The sequence below is a fragment of the Nocardia sp. NPDC058114 genome (genome assembly GCF_042884695.1).
Classification (GTDB): domain Bacteria; phylum Actinomycetota; class Actinomycetes; order Mycobacteriales; family Mycobacteriaceae; genus Nocardia.
In genome coordinates this window covers 1,371,656-1,397,096 of the sequence record NZ_JBHVTK010000001.1, presented here as the reverse complement: position 1 = coordinate 1,397,096, position 25,441 = coordinate 1,371,656, and the positions used below count along the sequence as shown (strand labels likewise).

Annotated in this window: 27 protein-coding genes and 2 pseudogenes; 17 read left to right on the top strand and 12 right to left on the bottom strand. The window is 65.7% G+C overall.

Annotated elements, in window-relative coordinates:
• Positions 1–98: 98 nt before the first annotated feature.
• On the bottom strand, positions 99–1,538 hold the full coding sequence (proS, locus tag ACFVVI_RS06440) for a proline--tRNA ligase (RefSeq protein ID WP_387443700.1): 1,440 nt from the start codon (positions 1,536–1,538) through the stop codon (positions 99–101).
• Between the two features lie 310 nt (positions 1,539–1,848).
• On the opposite strand from proS, the gene ACFVVI_RS06435 reads away from it, so the two are divergent.
• From ACFVVI_RS06435 to ACFVVI_RS06425, 3 genes and pseudogenes are all read left to right on the top strand, one after another.
• The gene (locus ACFVVI_RS06435; RefSeq protein WP_378987390.1) at positions 1,849–2,346 is read left to right on the top strand and encodes an HIT family protein; all 498 of its coding nucleotides are present in this window, start codon (positions 1,849–1,851) and stop codon (positions 2,344–2,346) included.
• A 74-nt stretch (positions 2,347–2,420) separates the two neighbouring features.
• Positions 2,421–2,581 (top strand): annotated as a pseudogene (locus tag ACFVVI_RS06430) (ferritin-like domain-containing protein); the annotation flags it as partial.
• Between the two features lie 409 nt (positions 2,582–2,990).
• Entirely contained in the window at positions 2,991–3,320 is a 330-nt protein-coding gene (locus ACFVVI_RS06425; RefSeq protein WP_387443698.1) for a rhodanese-like domain-containing protein, read from the top strand.
• A 274-nt stretch (positions 3,321–3,594) separates the two neighbouring features.
• On the opposite strand, the gene ACFVVI_RS06420 is transcribed toward ACFVVI_RS06425, so the two are convergent.
• Positions 3,595–4,209 (bottom strand): TetR family transcriptional regulator, encoded by a 615-nt coding sequence (locus ACFVVI_RS06420; protein ID WP_378988450.1) that lies wholly within the window; start codon positions 4,207–4,209, stop codon positions 3,595–3,597.
• 167 nt (positions 4,210–4,376) lie between these two features.
• Between ACFVVI_RS06420 and ACFVVI_RS06415 the strand changes: the two genes are divergently transcribed.
• The 3 genes from ACFVVI_RS06415 (at position 4,377) to ACFVVI_RS06405 (ending at position 7,638) form a co-directional block, all read left to right on the top strand.
• Entirely contained in the window at positions 4,377–6,158 is a 1,782-nt protein-coding gene (locus ACFVVI_RS06415) for an acyl-CoA dehydrogenase (RefSeq protein WP_387443696.1), read from the top strand.
• A 44-nt stretch (positions 6,159–6,202) separates the two neighbouring features.
• The gene (locus ACFVVI_RS06410) at positions 6,203–6,964 is read left to right on the top strand and encodes an SDR family NAD(P)-dependent oxidoreductase (protein ID WP_387443694.1); all 762 of its coding nucleotides are present in this window, start codon (positions 6,203–6,205) and stop codon (positions 6,962–6,964) included.
• A gap of 263 nt (positions 6,965–7,227) precedes the next feature.
• Entirely contained in the window at positions 7,228–7,638 is a 411-nt protein-coding gene (locus ACFVVI_RS06405) for a DUF4189 domain-containing protein (RefSeq protein WP_387443692.1), read from the top strand.
• 101 nt (positions 7,639–7,739) lie between these two features.
• On the opposite strand, the gene ACFVVI_RS06400 is transcribed toward ACFVVI_RS06405, so the two are convergent.
• On the bottom strand, positions 7,740–8,051 hold the full coding sequence (locus tag ACFVVI_RS06400; protein ID WP_387443689.1) for a hypothetical protein: 312 nt from the start codon (positions 8,049–8,051) through the stop codon (positions 7,740–7,742).
• A gap of 61 nt (positions 8,052–8,112) precedes the next feature.
• A complete protein-coding gene (locus ACFVVI_RS06395) occupies positions 8,113–9,246 on the bottom strand; it encodes an FAD-dependent oxidoreductase (protein ID WP_387443686.1) in 1,134 nt (377 codons plus the stop codon).
• Between the two features lie 431 nt (positions 9,247–9,677).
• Here ACFVVI_RS06395 and ACFVVI_RS06390 point away from each other — a divergent pair, with 431 nt between their 5' ends.
• The 3 genes from ACFVVI_RS06390 to ACFVVI_RS06380 are packed head-to-tail and all read left to right on the top strand — an operon-like array spanning position 9,678 to position 10,647.
• On the top strand, positions 9,678–10,121 hold the full coding sequence (locus ACFVVI_RS06390; protein WP_387443685.1) for a VOC family protein: 444 nt from the start codon (positions 9,678–9,680) through the stop codon (positions 10,119–10,121).
• 9 nt (positions 10,122–10,130) lie between these two features.
• Entirely contained in the window at positions 10,131–10,469 is a 339-nt protein-coding gene (locus ACFVVI_RS06385; protein WP_387443683.1) for a hypothetical protein, read from the top strand.
• Positions 10,470–10,512: 43 nt separating this feature from the next.
• Positions 10,513–10,647, top strand: a complete 135-nt coding sequence (locus ACFVVI_RS06380; RefSeq protein WP_387443680.1) for a hypothetical protein — start codon at positions 10,513–10,515, stop codon at positions 10,645–10,647.
• 161 nt (positions 10,648–10,808) lie between these two features.
• Here ACFVVI_RS06380 and ACFVVI_RS06375 read toward each other — a convergent pair whose 3' ends face one another.
• Together ACFVVI_RS06375 and ACFVVI_RS06370 are read right to left on the bottom strand one after the other, a co-directional pair.
• Entirely contained in the window at positions 10,809–11,111 is a 303-nt protein-coding gene (locus ACFVVI_RS06375) for a hypothetical protein (RefSeq protein WP_387443679.1), read from the bottom strand.
• 160 nt (positions 11,112–11,271) lie between these two features.
• Positions 11,272–12,216: a LysR family transcriptional regulator gene (locus tag ACFVVI_RS06370; protein WP_387443677.1), complete on the bottom strand. Its 945-nt coding sequence runs from the start codon at positions 12,214–12,216 to the stop codon at positions 11,272–11,274.
• A gap of 124 nt (positions 12,217–12,340) precedes the next feature.
• Here ACFVVI_RS06370 and ACFVVI_RS06365 point away from each other — a divergent pair, with 124 nt between their 5' ends.
• The 4 genes and pseudogenes from ACFVVI_RS06365 (at position 12,341) to ACFVVI_RS06350 (ending at position 16,535) form a co-directional block, all read left to right on the top strand.
• Entirely contained in the window at positions 12,341–13,156 is an 816-nt protein-coding gene (locus ACFVVI_RS06365; RefSeq protein ID WP_387443674.1) for an inositol monophosphatase family protein, read from the top strand.
• A 32-nt stretch (positions 13,157–13,188) separates the two neighbouring features.
• Positions 13,189–13,785: an NADPH-dependent F420 reductase gene (locus ACFVVI_RS06360; RefSeq protein WP_387443672.1), complete on the top strand. Its 597-nt coding sequence runs from the start codon at positions 13,189–13,191 to the stop codon at positions 13,783–13,785.
• 1,038 nt (positions 13,786–14,823) lie between these two features.
• Positions 14,824–15,992 (top strand): annotated as a pseudogene (locus tag ACFVVI_RS06355) (IS110 family transposase).
• Between the two features lie 75 nt (positions 15,993–16,067).
• Positions 16,068–16,535, top strand: coding sequence for a GNAT family N-acetyltransferase (locus ACFVVI_RS06350; RefSeq protein WP_387443669.1), 468 nt, complete (start codon positions 16,068–16,070; stop codon positions 16,533–16,535).
• A gap of 289 nt (positions 16,536–16,824) precedes the next feature.
• On the opposite strand, the gene ACFVVI_RS06345 is transcribed toward ACFVVI_RS06350, so the two are convergent.
• Together ACFVVI_RS06345 and ACFVVI_RS06340 are read right to left on the bottom strand one after the other, a co-directional pair.
• A complete protein-coding gene (locus tag ACFVVI_RS06345; RefSeq protein WP_387444477.1) occupies positions 16,825–17,790 on the bottom strand; it encodes a ferritin-like domain-containing protein in 966 nt (321 codons plus the stop codon).
• Positions 17,791–18,464: 674 nt separating this feature from the next.
• Positions 18,465–18,827, bottom strand: a complete 363-nt coding sequence (locus ACFVVI_RS06340; RefSeq protein ID WP_387443667.1) for a VOC family protein — start codon at positions 18,825–18,827, stop codon at positions 18,465–18,467.
• A 389-nt stretch (positions 18,828–19,216) separates the two neighbouring features.
• Here ACFVVI_RS06340 and ACFVVI_RS06335 point away from each other — a divergent pair, with 389 nt between their 5' ends.
• Complete coding sequence (locus tag ACFVVI_RS06335) at positions 19,217–19,372, top strand: hypothetical protein (RefSeq protein WP_387443665.1); 156 nt, start codon at positions 19,217–19,219, stop codon at positions 19,370–19,372.
• Positions 19,373–19,528: 156 nt separating this feature from the next.
• Here the strand turns inward: ACFVVI_RS06335 and ACFVVI_RS06330 are convergent, their stop codons facing one another.
• Together ACFVVI_RS06330 and ACFVVI_RS06325 are read right to left on the bottom strand one after the other, a co-directional pair.
• Positions 19,529–20,014: a YybH family protein gene (locus tag ACFVVI_RS06330; protein WP_387443664.1), complete on the bottom strand. Its 486-nt coding sequence runs from the start codon at positions 20,012–20,014 to the stop codon at positions 19,529–19,531.
• Positions 20,011–20,598, bottom strand: a complete 588-nt coding sequence (locus tag ACFVVI_RS06325) for an NADPH-dependent FMN reductase (RefSeq protein WP_387443662.1) — start codon at positions 20,596–20,598, stop codon at positions 20,011–20,013. Before ACFVVI_RS06325 ends, ACFVVI_RS06330 begins: the two co-directional genes overlap by 4 nt.
• Positions 20,599–20,730: 132 nt before the next feature.
• On the opposite strand from ACFVVI_RS06325, the gene sigJ reads away from it, so the two are divergent.
• Positions 20,731–21,621, top strand: a complete 891-nt coding sequence (gene sigJ / locus ACFVVI_RS06320; RefSeq protein ID WP_387443660.1) for an RNA polymerase sigma factor SigJ — start codon at positions 20,731–20,733, stop codon at positions 21,619–21,621.
• 423 nt (positions 21,622–22,044) lie between these two features.
• Positions 22,045–22,836, top strand: a complete 792-nt coding sequence (locus ACFVVI_RS06315; RefSeq protein ID WP_387443658.1) for a class I SAM-dependent methyltransferase — start codon at positions 22,045–22,047, stop codon at positions 22,834–22,836.
• Positions 22,837–23,005: 169 nt separating this feature from the next.
• Here the strand turns inward: ACFVVI_RS06315 and ACFVVI_RS06310 are convergent, their stop codons facing one another.
• The gene (locus tag ACFVVI_RS06310) at positions 23,006–23,545 is read right to left on the bottom strand and encodes a hypothetical protein (RefSeq protein ID WP_387443657.1); all 540 of its coding nucleotides are present in this window, start codon (positions 23,543–23,545) and stop codon (positions 23,006–23,008) included.
• A gap of 131 nt (positions 23,546–23,676) precedes the next feature.
• On the opposite strand from ACFVVI_RS06310, the gene ACFVVI_RS06305 reads away from it, so the two are divergent.
• Positions 23,677–24,957 (top strand): cytochrome P450, encoded by a 1,281-nt coding sequence (locus tag ACFVVI_RS06305; RefSeq protein WP_387443655.1) that lies wholly within the window; start codon positions 23,677–23,679, stop codon positions 24,955–24,957.
• 85 nt (positions 24,958–25,042) lie between these two features.
• Here the strand turns inward: ACFVVI_RS06305 and ACFVVI_RS06300 are convergent, their stop codons facing one another.
• On the bottom strand, positions 25,043–25,435 hold the full coding sequence (locus ACFVVI_RS06300; RefSeq protein ID WP_387443653.1) for a nuclear transport factor 2 family protein: 393 nt from the start codon (positions 25,433–25,435) through the stop codon (positions 25,043–25,045).
• Between the last annotated feature and the right edge of the window lie 6 nt (positions 25,436–25,441).

Genomic DNA, 25,441 nt, shown 5'->3' with positions numbered 1-25,441 from the left:
ATCGGGTATCGGTCTCGTCGTTCACCGCGCTGCGCGGCATGCGCCGGTCGATAACCACCTACGCCACGAGCAAGGCGGGGGTGGCCGCCCGAGGGGGTTCAGTAGGCCCGGGAGAAGATCACCCGCTTGCCGTAGGAGGCCGGTGCGTCACAACGAACGCACTGGCCGCTTTCGGCGTCGCCGGTCAGCGGCACACACCGCGGCGTCGCCGCCGTGAGGGCCTTGATGTCGATCTCACACTGCGGTTTACCGCAGTGCAGGGCCAACGCCCAGCCCGTCGCGACGGCCGCCTCGAACGCCGCCCAATCGTCGACAGCGCTGGTGTTTTCCTCGCGAAACGCGGTCGCGCGAGCGAGTAGATACGCCTGGAAATCGTCGAGGATCCCGGGCATGAGGTCGGGCATGGTCGCCAAGTCGACCGACTGCTTGCCCTCCTCCCCCAAGCGCCGAACCATCACCGCTGTCCCGGCAGCGAGATCGCGCGGGCCGAGCTCGACGCGCACAGGGACACCGCGCATCTCCCACTCGTTGAACTTCCAGCCCGGCGTCTGGTCCCGATCATCGACGTACACGCGGACCCCAGCGGACCGAAGCTTGCCTGCCAGTTCATCGGCGGCCGCGACGACAGCGGCCGCGGTATCACCGCGCATGATCGGCACGATGACGACCTGGTGCGGCGCCAGGCGCGGCGGCAGCACCAGGCCGCGGTCATCGCCGTGGGTCATCACGACGCCGCCGAGCATCCGGGTGCTCATTCCCCAGGATGTCGTGTGGCAGAATGTGTCTCGCCCATCAGAGGCGGCGTACCGGATTCCGAATGCCCGCGCGAAGTTGGTGCCCATGTAGTGCGAGGTCCCGGCCTGCAACGCCTTGCCGTCCCGCATCATCGACTCGATCGTGATCGTCTCGACAGCGCCCGCGAAGCGTTCACCGGGGGTCTTCTCACCCGGCACGACCGGCATCGCCGCCAGCTCCCGGGCAACGGTCTCGTAGATCCCGAGCGCCAACTCCATCTCGACACGAGCCTCCGCCTCGTCGGCGTGCGCGGTATGGCCTTCCTGCCACAGGAATTCCGTCGTGCGCAGAAACATTCGCGGGCGCATCTCCCACCGAACAACATTGGCCCACTGGTTGAGCAACAACGGCAGATCGCGATGGGAGCTGATCCACTTCGCCATCATCTCGCCGATGATCGTCTCGCTGGTAGGTCGCACGACAAGTGGTTCTTCGAGCTCCTTACCGCCCGCGTGCGTGACCACCGCAAGTTCAGGCGAGAACCCCTCGACGTGGTCGGCTTCGCGTTCGAGGTAGGACTGGGGAATCAGGAGCGGAAAGTAGGCGTTCTCGTGACCGGTCTGTTTGATACGCCGATCGAGCTCGGCCTGTAGCAGTTCCCAGATCCTGTACCCGTACGGTCGAATGACCATGGTGCCTTTGGCCGGTCCGCGATCGACGAGGGCAGCCTTTACGACGACCTCGTTGTACCAGTTGGAGAAATCTTCGCTCTGGGCGGTAACTCCGCGCTCATCCCGTGCCATACCGACAAGGCTAACGCCCCCCACCAGCGAATTTGCTGGTCCTGGCTCACCTGCGGACCTGCGGATTTCGCGACAAGCGAGTACGGCCGCGCGAGGGATAGAAGGGGCCGTCGCGACGTTCTGCGGGGCCGCGCAGTGGCGCTTGGAACGTGAACTTCCACCGACCTGCCTGCTGCTACGCGCGCGAGGTGCAGACCCGCGGCTGTAGCGAGGTGCCGCGCTGCGAGTTCCGCGATCACCTTTGTCCGCCAGCTGGTTTCATGAAGGACCACCGATACAACTTGGCGCGCAACAGGGATGGGGAAACGGTATGCCGGAGAGCAAATCACGGAGCGAGTCGATCGACTACCTCGAGGATCCGATCGGCGCCGCCCGGCAAGGCACCAACCCGACCGTGATCGGCCGACTGCGCAGTGGGTGGGCTGTCATCGGCAGCACACAGCACCTGCCCGGGTACTGCGTGCTCATCCACGACGGAAACGCTGACCAACTCACCGAACTGCCGCGGGCGGACCGCGTCACATTCATGCACGACATGGTGCTGCTCGGTGAAGCGGTCGAACGCGCATGCCGTGCCGCGGACCCGGAATTTCTGCGCATCAACTACGAGGTGCTGGGCAACTTGTGGCCACACCTGCACGGCCACGTCCTCCCCCGCTACCAGTGGGAACCCGACCACCTCCGAGTAGGCCAGGTCACCCTCTACGGATCTGACCGAGACGCTCCCGAACACCGGCTCGGTGCCCGGCACGACCCGTTGCGGGCCGCCATTTCGGCTGCACTGCAGGAAGTAGCCATCGAGGGCTGAAACCGTAAGCGTCGCTTGCCAACTGTCCGGACGGCGCGCGCGTCGATGCCCTCGGAAGAACGAATCCGCCCCGGGGCGGCACGCCGGAGCGGATCGGCCCGTTCATCGGAAGGGCTGCCGCCGCGGTCAAGGCGATCGGCGAACAAGCCCAACCGTTCGACGAAGCTTGCTCGAAGACCTCGTTCTCGAACATCAGCTGCTCGACCGTGCCCGCTACGTCAAAGCACTCGCGACCACCGTTCAGAACGCCGGAGCGGCCACCGACAACGGCCGCGATTCCTGCTTCCGGCGCATCGTGAACACCGAGTGCGCCCGCGGCGATAGCACAGCCGCAGCGGTAGTCGCTGCCGATGAGCACACGCTTGCAATACAGGTCGGGCTGCTGACACACACTTCTACCGTCGCGAGCAATGCGCTCGGCCACCTGGCGCACAGGTGCGCGGCTGCCGCCCGCCAATTCGCGGCGCAGCACCCCGAATTGACCGAGGCGCTGCGCTCACGAGGCACGGTGATCTCGCAAGGCCAGTGGCCTTCACCCCGCTCCAACCTTCAGTTAAGCTGAAGGTTATGGAGCCTCTGCCACTGTGTCGCCTCAGTATCGTGCCGGGCGCCTTCCGTCTCGTACGAGGAGAAGGGTGCTGCGCGTGAGCTTCCGTCATTACCTACGCCGACCCCCAGCTATCAGCGCCGCCGAGGCGGTGCGCCTGGTCGCGGAGGGTGCGATCGTCGTGGACGTCCGTCGTGACTTCGAGTGGAATCGAGTACACATCCCAGGTGCTGTGCACATGCCGCTCGAGGTGCTCCAAGCGCGCTGCATGGAACTGCCCGAGGACCGTCTGCTCATTACCTTCTGCACCGGCGGCCTTCGCTCCGCGGGCGCGGCGAACCTCCTGGTCGAGAACGGCTTCGAAGCGGTCAATATGAGCCGTGGCCTGATCGATTGGCGCGCCGCCGGTGGGCCGCTCACCCCGTGAGAAGGGCGCCCCGACCAGGCCGAAGCCCGAGCTCGGGCGTTCAGAGGTGGCGGTTCAGGACCACGTCCCGGTTTCTGTAGCACTCACAACCCTGCGACGCTTCAAAGGAAGGTAACGTTCGGTCGCCGGATTCGGTGATCAAGGCTCCTGGGCACTCGAGGACCCAGCGCCCTCGTCGCCGACGTCGGCCCCGCGCCCCGGAATACTGAGTCTCGTCGATGGGACCCGGTACGACGCCGCCCCATAACCGCTCGGGCAAACACCTGGAGCGGCGTCAAGACCTCCGTGCTCCGACCATGCGGAGGGCGAGTTCGACATATCCCGCAGCGATGACATCCGCGTCGGAGTAGGACTTGGAAGGAAACCATCGGCTGACATCGACCCCGAGTGAGGTGATTGCCAACGTGGCAACCCCGACATCGACGGGAGCGAACTCGCCTGCCGCAGAACCATTTTCGATGATCTCGGAGAATACGCGAGACGTCGACCGGCGGATTTCAGCGATGACGGTGAAGTGCTCGGGCGACAGCGAGCGTAGTTCGTATTGTGCAACGCGCGCGCCGGTGTGGTTGTCGGCGTGCCACATGACGTAGGCGTTCACCGTCGATACCAGCCGATCGGTTGCCGAAGCCCCGGCGTGGTCGGCATCGGTGACCGCATCCAGGACAGAACTGTGCCCTTCCAGGCTGATGGCGTAGAGAAGCGCTTCTTTGGTCTTGTAGTGCGGGTACACCGCTCCGGGACTCATGCCGATACTGGCGGCGATCTCGCGGGTACCGGCCGCACCGTATCCCTTGGCAGCGAAGACCTCGATGGCCGCGGCGCGTATCCGCGCGGCCGCCTTGGAAGTACCTAGTTCATCGCGAACCGCTGATCGTGATACGTCCACAGGACTCCGCCTCTCGGTCCTTGGGGTTGACATGTCGCCCTCCTCCACGCAGGATATGCGATCGTATAGAAACTATGCAATCGCATAGCTATTCGTTTGCTTCATCGCACAGCACCGCGACTAGGTGACCTCACCCTGTCCCGTCCGGCACACACTGAGGAAATGTCATGTCCACTCCCATGTCCCGCCGCGATCTGGAGTTCCTGCTCTACGAGTGGCTCGAGGTCGACTCACTGACCAGTCGCGAACGCTTTTCAGACCACTCACGCGAGACGTTCGACGCGGTACTGGATTTGAGCGCGAACATCGCCCAGAAGTGCTTCGCGCCGGTCAACAAAAAGGGCGACAGGAACCCGCCGTACATCGGTGCAGCGGGCCAGGTGGTACTGCCGAGCGAGATCAGTGACGGCCTCGAGCAGTTCCGCAGCGCAGGGCTCATCGCGGGGTCGTTCGACGAAGCTTTGGGTGGCATGCAGTTGCCGACTGTCGTCAACCGCGCGGCGATGACCTGGTTCCAAGCCACCAACGCGGCGATGTCGTCCTACTATTTCCTCACTGCCGCCAATGCGAGTCTGCTGGCGGAGTACGGCACCGCCGAGCAGATCGAGACCTGGGTCCGGCCGATGCTCGACGGTCGTTTCACCGGCACGATGTGTCTGTCCGAGCCGCAGGCCGGGTCGTCACTGGCCGACATCACCACCAAGGCCGTCGCGATGCCGGACGGCACCTATCGGATCACCGGCACCAAGATGTGGATCTCGGGCGGTGACCACGCGCTGACCGACAACATCGTTCACCTGGTCTTGGCCAAAGTCCCCGGTGGCGGTGCTGGGGTGAAGGGCATTTCGCTGTTCATCGTGCCCAAGTATCTCTCCGATGGGACGCGCAACGACGTCGCGCTGGTCGGTCTCAACCACAAGATGGGCAACCGCGCCACCACGAACGCACTGCTCAACTTCGGAGACGGAACCTTCGACCCCACTCCGGAATCCGGCGCGGTCGGCTACCTCGTCGGCACCGAGCACCGTGGGTTGTCCTACATGTTCCACATGATGAACGAAGCCCGCATCGGTGTGGGACTGCTGGCCACAGCGCTGGGGTACGCCGGCTACCTCGCCTCCTTGGAGTACGCCCGCACTCGCGTCCAGGGTCGAGCGATCGATGACGCTGCCTCGGCCGCGGACAGCAAGCCGGTCGCCATCATCGAACACGCCGACGTCAAACGGATGCTCTTGGCCCAGAAGTCCTACGTCGAAGGCGCGCTGGCGCTCGGGCTCTACTGCAGCAAACTCGTCGACGAAGCCGCCACAACGACCGGACCCGAGCGCGATCGAGCGAACCTTCTCCTCGATGTCCTCACTCCCATCGCGAAGAGCTGGCCGTCACAGTGGTGCCTGGAAGCGAACAGTCTCGCGATCCAGGTCCACGGCGGCTATGGCTACACCACAGAGTTCGATGTCGAGCAGCACTACCGCGACAACCGGCTGAATCCCATTCACGAAGGGACGCACGGTATCCAGGGCCTGGATCTGCTGGGCCGCAAGGTCACGATGCACGCCGGTGCGGGCCTGGCCCTGCTCTCGGACACCATCAGCGACACCATCGACCGCGCCTCCACCGCGCCGGCGCTGTCCACCTACGCCGATGATCTGGGCAAGGCGCTGAACCAACTGGTCGCGGTCACCGCACAGATCTGGTCGGTCGACGACCGCGCCGCCTCGCTGGCCAACGCGAGCATCTACCTCGAAGCCGCCGGGCACATCGTGATCGCCTGGATCTGGCTCGACCAACTGCTCGCTGTCGGCGACCGGGACGGGGCCTTCTACGACGGCAAACGCGTCGCGACACAGTACTTCTTCCGGTATGAACTGCCCAAGGTCGCCGCGCAGCTGACACTGCTGGCGCAGCTCGACCGAACCACCCTCGATACCGACCCGACCTGGCTGTGAGCCTCGTTCACCGCACCACCTCGACTACGTCCCAGGAGAACTCGATGTCCCTACTCGAAATGTTCGACATGACCGGCAAGGTCGTCATCGTCACGGGCGCATCGTCCGGACTCGGAGTGTCGTTCGCTCAGGGGTTCGCCGAGGCGGGCGCCGACCTCGTTCTCGCGGCCCGCCGTGCCGACAAGCTCACCGAGACTGCGGAATCCGTGCGCGCAGCCGGTCGACGAGCTGTCGTCGTTCCCGCCGACGTCTCGGTACCCGAACAGTGCCAGGCAGTCGTCGATGCGGCCATCTCGGAGTTCGGGCGCGTCGATGTCCTGATCAACAACGCCGGCGTCGCCTCCGCCCACCCGGCGACCCGGGAGACACCCGACCAGTTCCGCGCGGTCATCGACGTCAACCTCCACGGCTCCTACTGGATGGCGCAAGCCTGCGGCCGCGTCATGCCGGCCGGCGGCTCGATCATCACCATCTCGAGCATTCTCGGACTCACCACCGCGGGCTTGCCACAGGCCGCCTACAGCGCCAGCAAGGCCGCCATCATCGGATTGACCCGCGATCTGGCCCAGCAATGGGGATCCCGCAAGGGAATTCGCGTCAACGCGCTGGCCCCCGGGTTCTTCCGTAGCGAGATGACCGACACCTACGACGACGGCTACGCCGAGTCCCTGATGCCCCGGGTCGTTCTCGGACGGTACGGCCACGGCGAGGAAATCGCGGCAACCGCGGTATGGCTCGCCTCTGCCGCCGGCGGCTACGTCACGGGACAGACCATCGCTGTCGACGGCGGCGTCACCATCACCTGAGCTCGCCGACCGCACCGACCATCGCACTCTCTCCCCGAGCCAGATCGCTGCGCGGTGGCAGGCAACAACTCATCCTCTCCGCTCCCTGCCATCGGCAGGCCGACCCGGCAGGATCGGCTTCGGCAGATCCGTCACGAACGCCGCAGTTCGTGACGGTCTTTGCCGTGACCCCAAGACTTTTGGGGCGACCTCACGTCCATGCGCTGCGGTATCTTCCATGCGATCGCCGCACCTGGTCGGCGCGCAGAGGAAGCACACACCACATGTTCAACAAGTCCATTGCGGCCGCCACGCTCTCGGTGAGCGCCGCTGCCGTCCTCGCGGCACCGCCCGCCGCCGCCGACCCGGCCAACTGGGGCGCCGTTTCCCTCAGCGTGTGGGGCAACGTCTACGCGTTTTCGGTCAACCACCCGACGGAGGCCGACGCCATTCAAGCCGCCGACCGAGCGTGCAAGGGTCAAGGCATCATCGACTGCCGGATGGTGGTGACGTTCGCGAACGGCTGCGGTGCAGTCGTGACGAGTCCGCTCGCGATCGTCGCAGGGTTCCCGATCGTGGGCTTCGGTAAAGGGTCTACCCCAGGGGAGGCATACGCAGACGCCACCCGCAACCTCCCCACCGGCACCGGAAGCGCCGGTTCGTTCAATCGCGACCACGCCTGCACCCGGCCGTGATCCAGGTCCCGCACGATCCTCTGCGCGCGGCCCCCTATCTTCTTCTGCCGCATGACTAATGGGCTGTTGAGCTTGTCGTGCATTCGAAGGTCGGCAGCAGATCACGCGCGCAGTTCCAGGGCAGTTCTCAGTCGAGCAGTGATCTTGCAGGGGCCGAGACCTGGTGGAAAGTGGGCCGAATAGCGTTGCAGGACAGCGACTTCGGCTTCCGGGTCGTCCAGCTTGCGATAAACGAGGGCGGCGTGCACGGTGATCCGAGCGGACGGTGCGGTTTCGATGATCGCGGATGCAGCGCTCAGGCGGGTATGCGAGGCATCCGTGCTATCAGTGTGAGCGCGGTGGTAAGCGGCGGCGAAACCGGCAAGTGCGCTAGTGAGGCTGATCGACAGGGTCGCGATGCCGATGCCGATCACGGGCACTCGCCGCGGTGAGCTGGCCACCGCCAACACGCACACGGCCAACCGGCACCTTCAGTCACACAAAGCGATGATCGCGATCGAACAGAGTGACGACGCTGTGAGGTGCTTCCCGGCCGAAGAAGACCTCCAGATTCTGCGCCGAGCGGCTTGCGGCGTCGCTGCTGCGCGGGAAGAGCCGCTGCTCGTAGGCGGTGAGCGCGGCCTCGGTGTCGGATTGCTCGACCAGCTCAGCGGCCAGGTCGGCACCGTCGTACATGGCGAGGTTTGCGCCCTCGCCGGCAAAGGGCGACATCAGATGCGCGGCGTCGCCGACGAGAGTCACGCCCGACACCCTGTCCCATTCGAACCCGACGGGAAGGGCGTAGATGGGTCGCAGCCACGGTTCCGCGTCGCTTTCCGTCACGAAGGCCGTGAGCAGTGGTGACCAGCCGTCGAACTCGGCGGCGACCTGGCGAAGGCCGGCGGACGGGTCGCCGAAGCTGATCGACTTCATCCACTCCTCAGGTTTGTTCAGCGCCACGTATCCGCGCACGCGCCCGTCGGCGTAGCGATGGGCGATGATCCCTTTGCCTGGCGCGACCGCCATCAGGGTGCCGCTGCCGATCGCAGCGACGCCGGCCCGACCGTCCTGGCCGACCGCAGAGAGAGCGATCTCGATGAAGCAGGTTCCGCTGTAGACAGGCTTGGCGGGGGCGAGCAGCGGACGCACCTTCGACCAGGCACCGTCCGCGCCGATGACGATGTCGGCTCGCGCGAACGAACCTTCCACGAAGGCGAGCTCGTAGCCACCCGCCACGCGGCGCCGGACCGAGGCGAGCTTGTGCGCCCACCTGATCGTCTCGGGCGCCAACGAGTCGATGAGAAGGCGCCGCAGTTCGCCACGATCCACCTCAGGGCGGGCCGACTCCGGGTCGCCAGGCATGTCGAACAGGATCGTGCCGTGGCGGTCGACCACACGCTTGGCGTCCTCGCCTGGACGGACCAGAGCGAGGAACTCGTCGTAGAGGCCTGCTGCGCGAAGCGCGACCTGCCCGGTCTCCTCATGAATGTCGAGCAGGCCGCCCTGCGTACGAGTCGTCGCCGAAGCCTCACTCTCGTAGATCGTTGCGGCGATGCCGTGAGTCCGAAGCACCCGGGCGAGCGTCAGCCCGCCCAGTCCCGCTCCGATGATGGCGATGGTCTTCGGCATGTGCGCTCCTCTGTAGCGCCGACACGCGTCGGCGATGATCAGCGCCGTGAGCGGACGAGATGTCCGGTCTCGGCAGGAGACGCTCACCGATCGGAACCATCTGAATCGATGTACGAGCGATGCCCGGCGGGGCGGTGGGCCCGCAGGACGTCGTTTTTCGCGACCCGACAACTATAGGCCCGGCATCCACGTCGCGCGACCGGGCCGCTCACGCTGCGCCGACAGCCGCCTGCACCGGCCATTGCGCAGAAGAGGTCGCTGCAGCCGCGCGGCCGCCCGCTGTCATGTCCGCTGTGCGGGCGATCGAGTGCGCCATCCTTTGAATCGAATTGTTTTCGAGGCAAAGGCGCGCACCAGCAACGGGGTTTCCACGTGAAGGTCGGAGTGCTACCTTCCTGAGCGTCTATTCGCGAAAGATAGCGAGGCATTCGATGGGATTGGTAGAGCGCCTGGACCACATCGGCATCACCGTGGCCGATATCGACGCCGTGACAGCGTTCTTCGTCAGCCTCGGGCTGGAAGCCGATCCGAAAATGACCGTCGAGGGCGAATTCCTGGACACGGTGATCGGCATGACCGATGCCGCCACCGAGATCGTCATGTTGCGCGTGCCCGGCGGCGATACCGCGCTGGAGCTATCGAGTTTCGCACGGCCGCAGCACCTTCCGGGTTCACCGGTCGCGCCGGCCAACGAGCTCGGGCTGCGCAATGTCGCTTTCGAGGTGCGTGACCTACAGGCCGCTGTCGCCCGGGCCGCGGCCGAGGGCTACGGCCTGGTGGGCGGGATCGGCGAGTACGAGGGCGTGTGGCGGATGGCCTACGTCCGGGGGCCCGAGGGAATCATCGTCTCGTTGGCCGAGCGCGTTCGGAATTGAGGAGATCTCGTGAGCACGACCGTGACCGACGAACAGATTCAGGCCCTGGCCGCCACCGCAGAGCCCTTCACCCTGGTGCTCCTGCACTGGGCGCCCGGGCGAATCGTCGCCGACGCGGACGCGATCGAACTCGAACACCAGCGACGGATGGTGACGTTGCGCGCTGACGGTGTGATCGCTGTTCTGTGCCCGGTCGCTTCCGACACCGTTGCCGGTGTCGCGATCATGACCGTGCCCGCCGAGGAAGCTTCGGGGCTCATGGCCGAGGATCCCTGCGTGCGAGCAGGCATGATGCGGTGCGAGGTTTACCCCTGCCACGGCTTCCCCGGAGACGCCCTCCCCCTGTGAGCTCCGGACCGGGGCTCGAGCGAACCGAAGCGACAGACGCCGCATGTGCAGACAGCGCGACGTGGTCGAGGCGTTCCTCGATACCTTCCTTCCGGCTTCCCGGCAGAGAGCTGTGCGGGGCAAGCTCGTGCTCGTCACAGACTTGGTGACGATCCGGGCGGTCGTCGACGGTTCATGACGGTCGCGAACGCTGGTCGTCACCGCTGCGTGCGTGCTCGGGCAGCGGTGACGAGCGAGTTCGACTTTGGCGGACAAGGAAACGAAGGTGGTGTCGGAAAGGTCGACAACTAGTCGCCGACGAGCCGCCGCGAGGACGCGGTCTTACGGTTGGGGCTTTGATCACTGCGCCAGCCGCTGCACCGCACCGCGTGCGCTGGCAAACATTCGGCCATCCCGTATGCCGAATTCGAACCGCGCCGGCAGGACCGCCGACCGACCGGTTCCGACGCGCTCGCTGTGTTCGGCCAGAGTCACGGTCGCCCAATCGTGTAGCGGCGCCGGAATCCGGTACCTGGCACCATTCTCGGCGACCAGATAGCAGTAGGTCGTTTCGCCGGGCAGGGCCAGAGGATTGTGGATCGCAATCTGGACGACATCGAGGACCAATCCACCCTCCTCGGCGGTGAGCGTCGGCGGGTTCAAGTCGGTCTCCATACCCGAACGATAGCCCAGCAAATACTTGGACAACTCCGGCTCTGCGTAACCCGCACATTGAGATCGCATGACAACGCCATCGATCGGAGCGCCGCGGCGTGCGCGACCGGCGGTCTTGACTGCTGCGGGCCTCATGCTCTGGTCGGGGCTATGGCGCTGCGGCAAATCCGGCGATCCGGTCCGAGGACTCCGGTCCCATCGCAGCGGTCAGCGCGGACCTGGCGAGGTCACGCAGCCAGACATGCGCGGGATCGGTGTCGTAGCGCTGGTGCCAGGACAAATAGACCGGAGCCGCCGGCAAGTCGAGCGGAAGCGGGACCAGCACCAGCCCGAGATCGGGAGCGGCCGCGCGCGCTGTCGCCTCCGGCACGGTGACCAGCAGGTCGGAGTCGCGCACGAACTCGAACGCCGCATGTTCGGTGGGCACCGTCGCCACCACACGCCGGGCGAGGTCCACCCGACCGAGCGCGTCGTCGAGGAGATTGGTGAGCTTTCCGCGCCGTGAGACCGTGAGGTGATCGGCTGCGGCATACCGTGCGGCAGTGACGGTCTCACCGTCTGTGAGCGGATGGCCTTGCCGCACAACGATGACATGCCGGGTTTCGGCCACCCGCTCGGCACGGATCTCGAGCGCGGCGGGACGGTCCGCGTTCGCGGCGAGATCGACTTCCCCACGCCGTAATTCGGGGGTGTCGACGCTCGACTCCGCGATGAACCGCAGGCGCACACCCGGCGCCTGCTCCCGCACCGAACCCAACAGCGCCGGACCGGCTGACGCGACGAGAGCGTCGTGCCAGCGCAGCGTGAAGGTGCGGTCGAGGGTGTCCAGGTCGAGCGCACGACTGGGCGCCAAGACCCCCCGTACCTGCGTCAACAGGTGGTGCACCTGCTCGCGGACGGCCAGCGCATAGGGCGTGGGGGTCATCGTCCGGCCCGTGCGCACCAGGATCTGGTCCCCTGTCGTGCGCCGTATCCGGCCGAGGCTGCGGCTCATCGCCGGAGCCGTGACGTGGAGCCGGTCCGCCGCTCCCGCCACACTGCCTTCCTCCAAGAGCGCGTCGAGGGCTGCGAGCAGATTCAAATCCAATTGCATGACAGTCATCTTAGACGTGTTTTACATGCACTTGCTGTTAATCATTGTCGGTTCTAACGTCGAAGACAGCGAAAGAGAACGAGAAGTTTTCGCCAGGCCACCCCGCCAGAGAAAGAGCGCAACCATGACCGAGTCGACCCTCACCCCTGCTGCCACCACCGACGCCGAGCTACTCACCCAGGCCGAGATCGCCGTCCGCGCAGCAGGTTCGGCACTGCGCGACCGATTCGGTGACATCGCCACCTACCGATCACGCGAGGAGCTGATGGGCGCCCTCGCAGCCAACGACGACACCGTGACCGATCTGCTGCGCCCGCGTCTGGAAGCGTTGCGTCCCGGTGCGCGCTGGGTGGCGGAGGAACTCGACGGCGGCGCCCTGCCCGAGGGTGAATGGTGGGTCGTGGACCCGGCCGAGGGCAACATCAACCACCTGCACGCCCTGCCGGAATGGGCGGTCACGGCCACCCTCGTCCGCGACAACCGGCCGGTGCTCACCGTGGTCCACCTGCCGCTGACCGGACAGACCTACACCGCGCTCACCGGCGCCGGCGCTTACCTGGACGGGCGCCCGCTGCGCGTCTCGGCGACAACTGATCTCGGGCTCGCCATCGTGGCCACCAGCCAGGCCCGCCCTGACGAGGACACCACAGTCGTGCATCGTGTCGGCTCCTCGATCACCGAGATGCTGCTCGACGCACTCGTCGTACGGGTCGCTGTACCCGCCACTCTGCATCTGGCGAACATGGCCGCCGGTCGCATCGACGCCTTCTGGCAATTCGCCGGTGCCCGCGCCGACCTGCTGCCCGGCGCCCTGCTAGTCACCGAAGCCGGTGGGCGGATCTCCACCACCGACGGCCGCCCCTGGACCCCCGACAGCGACAGCTTCCTCGCCACTGCCCCCGGCATCCACGCCGCGGCGGTCACCACCCTGTCTCGCTGACACCGACCACCGACCTCAGGAGGAACACCCCCATGAACACGATCACCATCCTCGGCAGCGGCCGCGTCGGCAGCGGTCTGGCCACCGCGCTGCGCCGGGCAGGCCACGACGTCGCAGTGCCCGACCGCTCCCCCGGCGCCGCCGCCGACGCCGCCCGAGCCGCCCAGATCGTCATCAACGCCACCCCCGGCGCAGGCTCGCTCGAGCGACTCGGCGCACTTCAGGAGGAACTCCGCGACACGATCCTCGTCGACGTCTCCAACGCCACCGTCGACGGGCCCGATGGCCTGCCCGCCGGCCTGCTCTACCCCGGTTCGAGCCTGGCGGAACAACTGCAGCAGGCCCTGCCCGAGACCCGCGTCGTCAAAACTCTCAACACGATGCTCTTCTCGGTCATGACCGCCCCCGCCACGCTCACCCAGCCGCCCACCGCATTCCTGTCCGGCAACGACCCGGAAGCCAAACTCACCGTGGCCGGGCTGCTGACCGGCATCGGCTGGAACCCTCAGTGGATCACCGACCTGGGCGGGATCGAGACCGCCCAGGCGAGCGAGGCTGCGATCTTGTTCGTGCCGCACGTGATCCGTTCCACAGGTCTCGCCCCGTTCGCCATCTCCATCGCTCGCTGAGGCAGTGGGACATCGGGGCGCACAGGCTTGCCATCGCACTGTGAAGCCAGAAGCCTCGGTCGAGCGCACTACCCGACTTTGTAGCTGCGTCGGGGACCGACCGGCCTGCGCAGCGGAGTTACTGACGCGCAGGCCCGGGACCGGTTTATCGGCCGGCAGTATCCGACGTTGTGGGCGTTCACCGGGACCACCTTCTGTCCGGGCGTGTTCTCCGAGCGTGTCTAGCGTTTCCAGGCCGAACCGATCGATGACCACACCTGCCCTGTTCGGTATCCGCACGGTGATAGCGGCGGGTCAACGGTCGATGGTCGCCTGAACCAGGCGGGCGTGATCGCGCAGGACTCGACCGGACCACCTACCGGACTGTTCGTATCGCTGGATTGCCCAGTGTCGAGAAGTCTTGTGCCGCTGCAGTCTTCTGCGGTGAGGCGTGCGGTTGCGGCACCGAGCACGTCCACCCCCGATGCGATGCCGCTGGAAGGTTGTGCGCGAGCTACGGAAGCCCGGCAGGAGCTTGGCGCCACGGCAGCTCCCGCTCGCGATCGGAACTCCAACTGCGTCGAGGACCGGGGTAGCAACTGGTTCTCGCGAGAATGACCTGGCCGACCGCCGGCACTCGTGTGCATTCGATCTACCGATGTTCTTCCTGGCCCGGTCTCGCCCAACGCAACATCGAAAGCCCGCGCTCGTAACGAGTTCGGGGACAGCCGGGAAGAAAGACAAGCCTGGTTGCGTCAGCCTCTGACGCAACCAGGCTCAATACTCAGCGCTTCCGCAGGTCGACCACTGTGGATAGCGAATGTATCCCCCGTTACCTTCTTCGTGGCCCTGACACGGGGCCACGGTCGCCAGGCCCGGTATGACTTCTTCCCCCGTCGCACTCATGATCCGGGGGGGTGGTGTCGCCGGGTGCTGGTGGCGTCGACGGAGCGCTAATGGGGACAGGGCTGCTGGTAGGTCTCTTCGTAACGTGGGTGCCGGGCGTTGACGCCAGATCGGGTGACCGTTCCGGGTTTTCGACGCGATGAGGAATGAGAAGTGACACAGGCGTATGCCGTGTTCTGCGGCCTTGACGTGGGAAAAGGCGAGCACCACGCCGTCGGTCTCGACACGACCCGCAAGCGGTTGTTCGACAAGGCGCTTCCGAACGACGAAGCCCGGCTACGTACTGTCTTCGACCAACTCGCCGCCCGTGGCCCGCTCTTGATCGTGGTCGACCAACCCAACACCATCAGCGCCCTGCCTGTCACCGTCGCTCGCGCCTGCGGCGCCGACGTCGTTTACCTGCCCGGCCTGTCGATGCAGCGCATCGCTGATCTCTATCCAGGACAAGCCAAAACCGACGCCTCGCGACGCCTACATCATCGCTGACGCCGCCCGCACCATGCCGCACACACTGCGCCGGGTCGACACCGGCGACGAGACTCTGACCGAGCTTGGGGTCCTGGTCGGCTTCGATGACGACCAGGCGGGCGAGGCGACACGGACCAGCAACCGCATCCGCGGGCTGCTTACCAGCATTCACCCAGAGCTCGAACGCGTTCTGGGACCGCGGATCTCGCACCCAGCGGTCCTGGAAATCCTGTCACGTTGCGGTGGGCCGCAAGGAATCCGAGCGGCAGGCAGGCGCAAACTCACCACGATTGCGACCAGACATGCACCGCGCATGGGCGCGCGGCTGGTCGAGGAGATCCTGGCCGCGCTGCCCGCACAAACGGTGACAGTTCCGGGCACGAACGCCGCCGAGATCATATTGCCGAAACTCACTGATTCTTTGAAAACTGCTTTGCTGCAATGCAAGAGCGTCGCTGAAGATATCGAGAGGATGCTCGATGATCACCCTCTTGCCAAGGTCCTTACCTCGATGCCCGGCGTCGGGTCAGGACCGGAGCCCGCACCCTGCTCGAAGTCGGCGACTGCTCGGCCTTCGCTTCGGCCGGCCACCTCGCCTCCTACGCCGGGATCGCACCGGTCACCGACCGCTCCGGCAGCTCTATCCGCGGCGAGCACCCGGCCACGAACCGGCAACCACAAACTCAAACGCGCCCTGTTCCTGTCCGCGTTCGCCGCCATGCACGACCCCGCCAGCCGCGCCTACTACACGCGAAAACGCGACGAAGGTAAGAAAACACAACGCCGCCCTCATCTGCCTGGCCCGCCGCCGCTGCGACGTCCTCTACGCCATGCTGAAAACCAAACAGCCCTAACGCATCCCGGGCGCTGCCGCATAGACGAAGCCATCACAAACCAATCGCCTTTGGCCCGTCGATTAAGTTGAGCGCATGGGTGAAACTCGGATCACAACGGCGCTCCACGCCACGACGGACCTCGCGCAAGCGGTGACGACTCTCGTTCAGCAGCTGTCGACTACTGCCGCGCCCATCACCGTCGAATCGCTCGCCAAGCTCATAGAGTCCGAATCCGCGACACTGCTCATCGCATCAACCGATGAGGGTGTCGTCGGCATGCTCACCCTCATCACCTACACAATCCCGACCGGAGTCCGCGCGCGAATCGAAGATGTCGTCGTCAACGAATCCGCACGCGGCAAGGGAATCGCATTCGAGCTCACCCACACCGCAGTCGAACTCGCACGCCAAGCCGGAGCACGCACCATCGACCTCACCTCCCGGCCATCACGCGAGTCCGCGAACCGGCTCTACCAGCGAGCAGGCTTCACCCCACGCGACTCCCTCACCTACCGCCAAACCCTCGCAACCACCGACCCAGCGACGTTGACAAGAACATAGGGACACCCCCGGACACGCGAAGAAGGTGATCATCTGATCGGGGCCTTCTTCGTTGCAAACCGTGACAAGCGGTGAGGTCACGCTGATTCCGGCTTTACGAAACACCCAACCGGTGTCTTCGCCGTACCGGGTACTGTCTGCGATCTCCGTGAACACCCGATCCCATGGAACCCCTCGTGCCTGACACGACCGACACCGAGTGGACCAACGCCACCCACCGTGGCAGTCCGACGGCTCAACCGGCAGTCGGCGCCACGGCCGTCGGCGGCGGTTGCTGTCAGGGGACTTCTCAGTTCAGCCCACTCACTTCTCGGGCGATCGACGAGACACGGGTCTGCGCGGCCGAAACGACACCCTGCCGCGCCTTGTGCGCCTCCTCGTAGGCGAGGATCATCCAGACTGCGGCGGGATCGGCGAGTTCCTTGATCGCTGCCACCGCCTGGGCGACATTCAAGTCGTCATATCCACTGATTGGCAGCTCTCCGGGATCGAGAAGGCCGGTGGCGGTGCGCAGTGAATGCGTTGCCTCGGCGGTGGAATCCGCGCCTTCACGCCGCGAGACCTGCTCAGTGGTTTCGAGAACAGCATCGCGCGAGGCCGCGAGCGTCTTCACGGCGACATCGCCCGCGTGCGCACCCCTGGCGAGCAACTCGCCCAGTGCGGGCGGGGCAGCACGGAATGTGTCCAATGCGCGGTCGATGCTGCGAGCAGACCACGTAACAGGGATATTGATCAGCTTCACCGCGGTCCCCGTAACCGCCTGAATCGGTGTTCGGCGCAAAGCCGCGGGCCCGCCGAGCGCGTCCTCGGCGAGTACGGTCGTCAACCATGTGACGGTGGCCGTATGGGCGGTGATCAACCGCTGCGCCACTGCTACTACATCGGCGTTCTGAACGGTGGTCGCGAGTGCTTTGACGTAGCGGGCACGGTCGAGCAGCTGATGTTCGAGAACGAGGTCTCCCAGCAAAGCTTCGTCGAACGGCTGGGCTTGTTCGCCGATCGCCTTGACCGCGGCGGCCGCCCTTCCGATGAACGGGCCGATCCGCTCCGGCGCGCCACCCAGTTCACGGATCGCGGCCTCGATGGCTTCCGCGCGAGCGCGGGCGTTGTGGGCGTTCTCAACCAGCTCGCGGCGTACAGCCTCAGTGCGAGCCTGTGCGATTCGAGTCTCGGCGATTCGGATTTCGGTCTCCGTCAACTCGCGGATAACGCGCAGTTGCGCGAGCAGGGTCGTCACGGTGTTGCGTGTGCTCATGAAGTCTTTCCTCTTCGATGTCGACGTCAGGGAGGCGCAACGCTGCACCACTCTGTCGACTACCCCGCACTCATGGTTCAAACATTGCGCCGCAACAGTTGTCGATCGTGTCCCGGGTGAGATATCGGGTGTGAGCCCGGTGGGTAGCGCCGACAAGGTGTGAACCAGCGATCGCGGCGATCCACGCCGCCAGTGTCGACGCCGAGAGGTCTTTGCGCACGGCCCCGAGGGGGTATACCGCTCGACGGTGACCGGGTCGGCCGGGACCGACGCCAGATCCGCTGTGCCGCATCAGGTATGGAATGCCTCCTATGCTTCGGAGTAGGTGCGAGTCGTGGTGTCGGGGGTCGCGGCGTAATGGGTGCGCGCGGCGTCGGCGGTGATCAGGTCGGGGTGATCGCCGACAGTCATGACCGTGCGAGCTCGAAAGGTACTTAACGTCAACATGATTCAGCTCTTCGAATGCTGACCGAAGGGGTACGACCGCAGATATTCTCGACAGATGGATACCCCGGTTGCCATCCAGCGCCCGCCAGTAGCTGTGTTCCGGAGGATGCCCGAGGGGGAACCATCGCGTGCCTGAGCGCTGTGGTCCGGTCCGCGGCGACGCGACCGCCGGATCTCGCAGGCTTGGGCCCGCACAGACCGGACCGGTCCGCGGCGGACTCCAACGATCAGTCGGCGACCAAGCAGAACGGGTGACCGGCCGGATCCAGCAGCACTCGCCACCGGTCGCCGCCCGGCTGGTGGTCCGGCCTGACCGCGCCGAATCCCAGCGCCGACTTCTCCGCTGCGTCGAGGTCTTCGACCCTGAGGTCCAGGTGGAGCTGCTGCGGCACGTCCTGACCGGGCCACTGCGGGGCCCGGTATCCGTCGACCTGTTGGAAGCCCAGGTCGCAGCCCATACCATCGGTCAGGCCGACGAACTCGTCAGCGACATAGCCGAGCTGCATGCCTGTCAGCTCTTGGTAGAACCGGGCCAGAGCCTTGGGATCGGCGCAGTCCAGAGTCACGCCTCGCAACGTGGCGATCGGCATCGTCCACTCCTCAGTCATCCGTGTTCGCGGGCCGCGCGGCGGCCCCGCAGGTAGTCATCCAACCGCACTGTGGTGGCCCAGCTCCACTCCTTTTCGGGCGGCGGACAGCGCTCTTCTCGGGCTCGGTCCTTTGCGTCGTTGCACCACCAGTACGACGGGGACGATTCGGGCCGGTGACGGCGAGCGGGACGCGCGTGGTGGGGGTGCGGAGCCGAGACTGCGGAAGCTCCGCGTTCCGGCGAGTTCGGCTGACCTGTTGTTGTGGATATTACAAATGCTGGGTGCGTGAGCCCGTTGGTGTTCGGAGGTCCATTCACGGGAGTAGTGGAACTCCTCGGCCAGAATCCGAACGTCAGTCGGCGGGCAAAACCCGTGACAACTGGAATCTGGTGACCGAACAGGCACGAGGCGAAGCCCTTTCCCGGGACATCGACATCGCCATGGCGGCCCTGGAGAAAGCCCAGCATTTCGGCCAGTCACGCGCCACGGTCTTACAAACCCAGCTCCAGATGTTCCTCAGCACCTCTTCCCCCTACGATGCCTGATTGCGAACGCGGTATCGGGTTCGAGGACGCGGCGGGCGAGCATCCGATTCTCACCCGCCGCGCGGACCTCGCTGAGGTAGGCGCCCGACACTGCGCGGCCACTGCCCTCGGCTCGGCCTGAAGTTCGTGCTGGACAGTCTGATCGCTGACGGGTCACTACGGGCGTTCCGCGCCCCCCGGATCGAGGTCGACCACGCCTTTGCCGCTCGCAATGTCGAGTGGCACCGAGACCTGGTCGTGTGCGATCAACCAGGTGCCGGCGATCTTCCGCATTCCGTATGTGACCCGGACCCATATACCGCTCGTTGCCTCGCCGTTCTTCAGCGTGCCGTGCAGACGTGCGAAGGCGTGCCCGAATGCCACACCATCGCCGACACTGAGCGTCAGATCGCGCACGTCATAGGTCACACTCTCGAAGAACAGGAACACTCTCGCCCAGTTCTCGAGTTTCGCCGCCATCCCGACGTGTCGGTGCGGCGGCTCGAGGTCGAACGACACGATGTCGCTTGTGTACAGCAATTTCAGGACCTCGAGATCCTTGGCTCGCACTCCTTCGATCGCCTTGTCGATTTGGCGCCGAATCTCGACTTCATCCGCCTCGATGCGGTCAGCGCGTGACTGGAACTCGTTGGACGCGGTCATGATTCACTCCCCGAGAACTGCCTCTGCATCGCCCGCAGCGGCGCGAGGGCAGTGCTCCAGGTGATGACCTGATCCAACGTTTTGTGCAGGGCGGCGACATGGTGGTCGCCCGGTGTGAAGGTGAGGTGGTTCTCGAAATCGGTGAGCAGGGAAATCTCTACCGGGCGGCTCACATCCGCCATACCCAGCCCGCTGCAGACCACCCGCAGCTGCGCCACGGCACGGGCGCCGCCGCTCACCCCGTAGGAGACGAATCCGACCGCCTTGTCGGTCCATTCCGCGAACAGGTGGTCGATTGCGTTCTTCAGCACTCCGGGGATGCCGCCGTTGTACTCCGGGGTCACCATCACGAAGCCGTCGAACGGGCCGATCCGCTCGGCCCAGGCGCGGGTGTGCGCGTGTGCCGACGGGCCGAACATCGGCGGCGCGGGCTCGTCCAGATGCGGTAGCGGGTGATCGCGTAGGTCGATCAGGTCGAATTCGGCGTCGCCACGCCGCGATGCCGCGTCCAGAACCCACTCGGCGATCTGGGGGCCACTGCGGTTCGACCGGGTACTGCCGAGGATGATGCCGATCTTGGTCATTTCTGGAACTCCTGCTCTGCTGAAAGCGTTACTACCTTCCGACGACGTAGCCGGGCGAAATGTCAGGCCTCACAAATCGGGTCGCTGTTTCGTCGGATAAGTGAGTGCCGTCGACACGAGGAGCCGCACGCCATGACCGATCCGCAACTGCGCGCGGTGATCGACGAACGCCGTCAGCTGATCAATCTCGCTTACCGGCTGATCGGCTCGCTGGCCGAAGCCGAGGATGTGGTGCAGGAGACCTACCTGCGGTGGTACGCGCTCTCCGAGCGACAGCGGCAAGACGTGGTGACGCCTGGTGCGTGGTTGACGACAGTCGCCAGCCGCATCTGCCTCGACCTGCTCGGCTCGGCGCGTGCCAGGCGGGAACAGTATGTGGGCGAGTGGATTCCAGAGCCGATACCCAACCACTCCGAGTGGTTGGGTGGTCCAGCGCCTGGAGACCCCGCCGACCGGGTCACCCTGGACGAGTCGATCGGCATGGCCTTCCTGGTCGTGCTCGATTCCATGACGCCGGCCGAGCGAGTGGCGTTCGTCCTGCACGACGTCTTCCGCTACTCCTTCGCCGAGATCGTCGACATCGTCGGCCGCACCCCCGCGGCATGCCGCCAGCTCGCCTCCAGCGCCCGCCGCCGCATCGATACCTCGCAGCGCCCATCGAGCGCCCAGCGCGCCGATGTGGTCAGGGACTTCAAACGGGCTTGGGAAACAAGCGATATGGAGGCCCTGATCGGACTGCTCGACCCGACCGCAATCGCGACCGCGGACAGCGGCGGTCTCGCTCCGGCCTTCCGCGACCCCATCACCGGCAGCGAACACATCGCCAGCGCCTGGATCGAAATCGCCACCCGCGGCCCCCAGGTAGCTCTGCTCGAGCGCACAGTAAACGGTCAGCCCGGCCTGGTCGCCCAGTTTCGCAATGCCGTCATCTCCGTCTACGCCTTCGATATCGTCGGCACCCGCATCACCCGCATCTGGGCAATCCGCAACCCGGAGAAACTGCGTCTCTGGACAACCAGCTGAACTGTGGCTGCGGAACATGGCGGCCAGAAGCCACAAACACCCGTTGACCGAACGCACGGTATTCGGCAGATGCGGACGTTCGTGACCGCGCAATCCCGGGATGCGAGCATGCACTCCACCACCAAGTAAGGGTCTTCACCTTCTTCGTGGTCGTATTCGTCGTCACTGTGCCAAACTGATAAGAGTCAATTGCTATGACCCGGGGAGACTGTTCAGGAGGTTGATCATGTGCCTGCCCGGTTTCAACGCTGAATCATCGATGTCGCCTACCACCGCGAGCCGATAGTGGTCGTCGCGGCCGGGAATGCCAGGCGCATCGCGGGATCTCCCCCGGTCAGTCACAGATCGGTGATTCCACTCGCGTCCTGCGACGCATGCGGTCGACCGATGCCGAGTTCGAATCTCGGCGAGGGCGGGTCGTAGATGGCCGACTGGGACGGCGCAGGCTACGCCCACATCAGTGGACTCCAGCGCGCGATGGCGACGGACGCTGTGGAGTCCGTCTCGCTCGCGGGTGCCGAGGACATCCTCGACGTGGGTTGTGGCGACGGCTATGTGACTCGCCTGATCGCGGCGCGAGTGCCCGCTGGTTCCGTGCTCGGCATCGACCCGTCGCCGCGAATGATCCAGGCCGCCCGCACGGCCGACGACCAGCTCACGAACATCGACTTCGGAGTCGGCGATGTCACGACCATGACCTTCCCCCGCGACTTCGACCTCGTCGTCTCGTTCAACGCACTGCACTGGGTGCTCGACCAGGAGACGGCCTACCGGCACATCGCCGCGGCGCTGAAACCCAGCGGACGGGTGCTCGTGCAATATGTCTGCGCCGGACCTCGCCCGAGCATCGAGAACGTCGCGATGGCGGTCACCGGCGATGTGGGCTGGTCGACAGCGTTCGCCGGGTTCGCGCGCCCCTTCGTGCATATCGACCCCGACGCGCTGCCCTCGATCGCGGGGAGTGCCGACCTCGAGGTCACCGCGCACTCCGTGACCGACCGGGAATGGGACTTCGGCTCACGCGAGGCCTTCGCCCGGTGGTGCACGGTCGGGTTCGCGGACTGGACAGCTCACATTCCCGCCGCCGACATCCCGGCCTTCATCGACGAGGTCGTCGACCGCTACGAAGGCGTCGTCGGCCGGTCAGGACTATTTCGATTCCTGCAGTTACGGGCCGAACTGTCGCGGCGGACAGCCTTCCTGGAACCCAGGTAGTAAAGCGCCGCTTGAACGGTCTGCGCACCAGCGACGGTGACGAATGCCTAGAAATCCAGAACTTCTCGCGACGAAACGCGATAGCCCCCGGACCACAGACGTCGATCATCAAGTCGCTGAACCAGCGACGACGTTCACGATGACAGCCGGGTCGCGGCCGAGGGCCGAATTAGTAGACAGCAGACCAGTATTCGTTCACCGTCCATGTCACCGCACGGAATTCGGGGTGTTTCGGATCGTCGGTGACGGTGATCGTCGCACGCGCCAGGTCGATCTTCATGCCATCGGCCACGAACTGCTGACTATTGGCGGTGAAAGTGAAGAAGGCTCCGTCGAAGGGGTCCGGCCGTAGCGCCGGCGCCGCCGCCCGCATGATCCGGGTGCCAGCCCGGTCCTCGCACACGACGAATCGCTGGTCGCCGCCCACTCGGCTGCCCTGAAAGGTGGTCACCGGACGCCCAGTGGTCTGGCTGACCAGCAGCACCAGCCGTTCCGCGCCCTGACATCGGGCGAACGAATCGCGATAGCCGTAGGTGTCGGTGCCGTCGGGCAATGTGCCATCGGTCTGCGTCGGTTCGGCCGTCGTGCTGGTGCGCGGCGCTGCCGGGCTGGGCGAGGTCGCGGCGGTGTTCTCGCCGGAACACGCCACCATCGAACAGATCAACGCGGCCCCGATCAGCGCCGGAAAACCTTTCCGTGCTGAAATCATCAACGGAGACTAACAATTCAGACAAACGCCGTTCTGCCGCACTGCCGCCAACACGCGGACTTCCAGTTCGACGCCCGGCTCGAGCCCCCGGGGTTACCGTGGAGTGAGGTGTCTAGGAGAGGACCGTCGCCATGTACCCGCCCGGCCCCCGACTACCCGCGATCGCGCAGACCATCCGGTATGTGCAAGCGCGGGAGCGGTTCATGACCGCCACCGCTCTCCGTTACGGCGACACCTTCACCCTGCGCATGGTGCCGCCATACGCCCGACATCTGGTTGTCTTCACTCGCCCCGAGCACGTCCGCGAGATCTTCGCCGCCTCCCCCACCGACCTGCACGCCGGCGAGAGCAACGGCATCCTGCGTCCGCTGCTCGGCGATCATTCGGTGCTCATCACCGACGAGGCCGAGCACGCTCGGGCCCGCCGCCTGCTGATGCCCGCCTTCACCGGGCACGCTCTGACCGGTTACCGCAAGATGATCGAGCAGATCGCCGCTGGCCACGTGGAGACCTGGCGGGCTGGATCGACGATCCGCGGCCTGGACGCGATGACCGGGATCACCCTCGATGTCATCGGCGAGGTGGTGCTCGGTGTCGCCGATCCGCGCCGCCGCGATCTACTCGGTCCACCCATGCGCCGGATCACCGACATCGCCCCGCTCACCCTGCTCGGTTCCCGCTACCCGGCCCTACAGAACCGCGGCCCCTGGAAGCGGTTCCACCACGACCGGGCCAGTCTGGACGCCCACCTCTACGCCGAGATCGAGCAGCGCCGCACCGGCAGCAACGCCACGGGCGCAGATGTGCTGTCGCGGCTGATGGCAGCGGGCAGCGGCAACGACACCCCGCTCACCCCGGACGAACTCCGCGATCAGTTGGTCACTCTGCTCGCCGCCGGGCACGAGACGACCTCGGCCGCACTGTCATGGGCGCTACGCGAACTGGCCGCCAACCCCGCACAGCAGGACCTCGCCCGCCAGGCCGCGCTCGACGGCGACACCGTTTACCTCGAAGCGGTGATGAAGGAAGCACTGCGCTACCACTGGGTCATCGGAGGGATCGTGCGAAAGCTCACCCGCGACATGACGATCGGCGGCTACGACCTGCCCGCTGAAACCGTCGTCGCGACCTCGATCCTGCTCGCACACCAGCGCCCCGAGGCTTTCCCGGACGCGGTGTTCCGGCCCGGCCGCTTCCTCGACGGCAGCGTGGCGCCGAATACCTGGCTGCCGTTCGGCGGCGGAGTGCGCCGGTGCATCGGGGCGGGTTTCGCGCTGATGGAAGGCGCGGCGGTGCTCCAAGAGATCCTGCGCCGCCACGTCCTGTCCCTACCCGCGGCCGCGACGACGCGGGGCCGGGTCCGCAACATCACGAATGTGCCGTCCGACGGGGCACCGATTCTGGTCAACTGAAAAGCGCACCATCATTGGTGGATGCTCTGTTTCGCGCGACGCCGGACCCCTCTGACGTGCAGGTCGAATTCGGGCGACAGGAGCATCAATCCGTCGTGCTGGCGTGTGCTGCGATGATCCGCCAGCCGTGCGTATCGTCGTGCAACCAGGAACGCGTGTAACGCATCCTGGCTCCGAAAGGCTCGCCGTTGACGGTCCCCTCGATGGTCCCGAGAAACCAGGTCACCCCGGCACGCCCGTCGGTGAGTACGTTCAGCTCTTCCTCGACCATGGCCGTCACCACCTGCGTCCGGGTGCGGTGAAGCTCCAGATCATCGGTCTTGGTGTAGACGTCTGCGCCGAAGGTGAAGATCAACCGGTCATCGAGCAGACGATCCAGCGCCTGCACATCCCCGGCAAGTTGCGCGGCCTGCAACCGCCGCTCAGCATCCCGTAAGTTCTCCATGCGCCTCACCTTGCCAGCCGATGTCGCACCCACGCCACG

What these genes read in the sequence shown, in the direction of transcription:
- proS (WP_387443700.1), bottom strand. Translation starts at nt 1,538, where the DNA reads ATGGCACGGGATGAGCGCGGAGTTACCGCCCAGAGCGAAGATTTCTCC.
- ACFVVI_RS06435 (WP_378987390.1), top strand. Translation starts at nt 1,849, where the DNA reads ATGCCGGAGAGCAAATCACGGAGCGAGTCGATCGACTACCTCGAGGAT.
- ACFVVI_RS06415 (WP_387443696.1), top strand. Translation starts at nt 4,377, where the DNA reads ATGTCCACTCCCATGTCCCGCCGCGATCTGGAGTTCCTGCTCTACGAG.
- ACFVVI_RS06410 (WP_387443694.1), top strand. Translation starts at nt 6,203, where the DNA reads ATGTCCCTACTCGAAATGTTCGACATGACCGGCAAGGTCGTCATCGTC.
- ACFVVI_RS06405 (WP_387443692.1), top strand. Translation starts at nt 7,228, where the DNA reads ATGTTCAACAAGTCCATTGCGGCCGCCACGCTCTCGGTGAGCGCCGCT.
- ACFVVI_RS06395 (WP_387443686.1), bottom strand. Translation starts at nt 9,246, where the DNA reads ATGCCGAAGACCATCGCCATCATCGGAGCGGGACTGGGCGGGCTGACG.
- ACFVVI_RS06390 (WP_387443685.1), top strand. Translation starts at nt 9,678, where the DNA reads ATGGGATTGGTAGAGCGCCTGGACCACATCGGCATCACCGTGGCCGAT.
- ACFVVI_RS06380 (WP_387443680.1), top strand. Translation starts at nt 10,513, where the DNA reads ATGTGCAGACAGCGCGACGTGGTCGAGGCGTTCCTCGATACCTTCCTT.
- ACFVVI_RS06370 (WP_387443677.1), bottom strand. Translation starts at nt 12,216, where the DNA reads ATGCAATTGGATTTGAATCTGCTCGCAGCCCTCGACGCGCTCTTGGAG.
- ACFVVI_RS06365 (WP_387443674.1), top strand. Translation starts at nt 12,341, where the DNA reads ATGACCGAGTCGACCCTCACCCCTGCTGCCACCACCGACGCCGAGCTA.
- ACFVVI_RS06360 (WP_387443672.1), top strand. Translation starts at nt 13,189, where the DNA reads ATGAACACGATCACCATCCTCGGCAGCGGCCGCGTCGGCAGCGGTCTG.
- ACFVVI_RS06350 (WP_387443669.1), top strand. Translation starts at nt 16,068, where the DNA reads ATGGGTGAAACTCGGATCACAACGGCGCTCCACGCCACGACGGACCTC.
- ACFVVI_RS06345 (WP_387444477.1), bottom strand. Translation starts at nt 17,790, where the DNA reads ATGAGCACACGCAACACCGTGACGACCCTGCTCGCGCAACTGCGCGTT.
- ACFVVI_RS06340 (WP_387443667.1), bottom strand. Translation starts at nt 18,827, where the DNA reads ATGCCGATCGCCACGTTGCGAGGCGTGACTCTGGACTGCGCCGATCCC.
- ACFVVI_RS06330 (WP_387443664.1), bottom strand. Translation starts at nt 20,014, where the DNA reads ATGACCGCGTCCAACGAGTTCCAGTCACGCGCTGACCGCATCGAGGCG.
- ACFVVI_RS06325 (WP_387443662.1), bottom strand. Translation starts at nt 20,598, where the DNA reads ATGACCAAGATCGGCATCATCCTCGGCAGTACCCGGTCGAACCGCAGT.
- sigJ (WP_387443660.1), top strand. Translation starts at nt 20,731, where the DNA reads ATGACCGATCCGCAACTGCGCGCGGTGATCGACGAACGCCGTCAGCTG.
- ACFVVI_RS06315 (WP_387443658.1), top strand. Translation starts at nt 22,045, where the DNA reads ATGGCCGACTGGGACGGCGCAGGCTACGCCCACATCAGTGGACTCCAG.
- ACFVVI_RS06310 (WP_387443657.1), bottom strand. Translation starts at nt 23,545, where the DNA reads ATGATTTCAGCACGGAAAGGTTTTCCGGCGCTGATCGGGGCCGCGTTG.
- ACFVVI_RS06305 (WP_387443655.1), top strand. Translation starts at nt 23,677, where the DNA reads ATGTACCCGCCCGGCCCCCGACTACCCGCGATCGCGCAGACCATCCGG.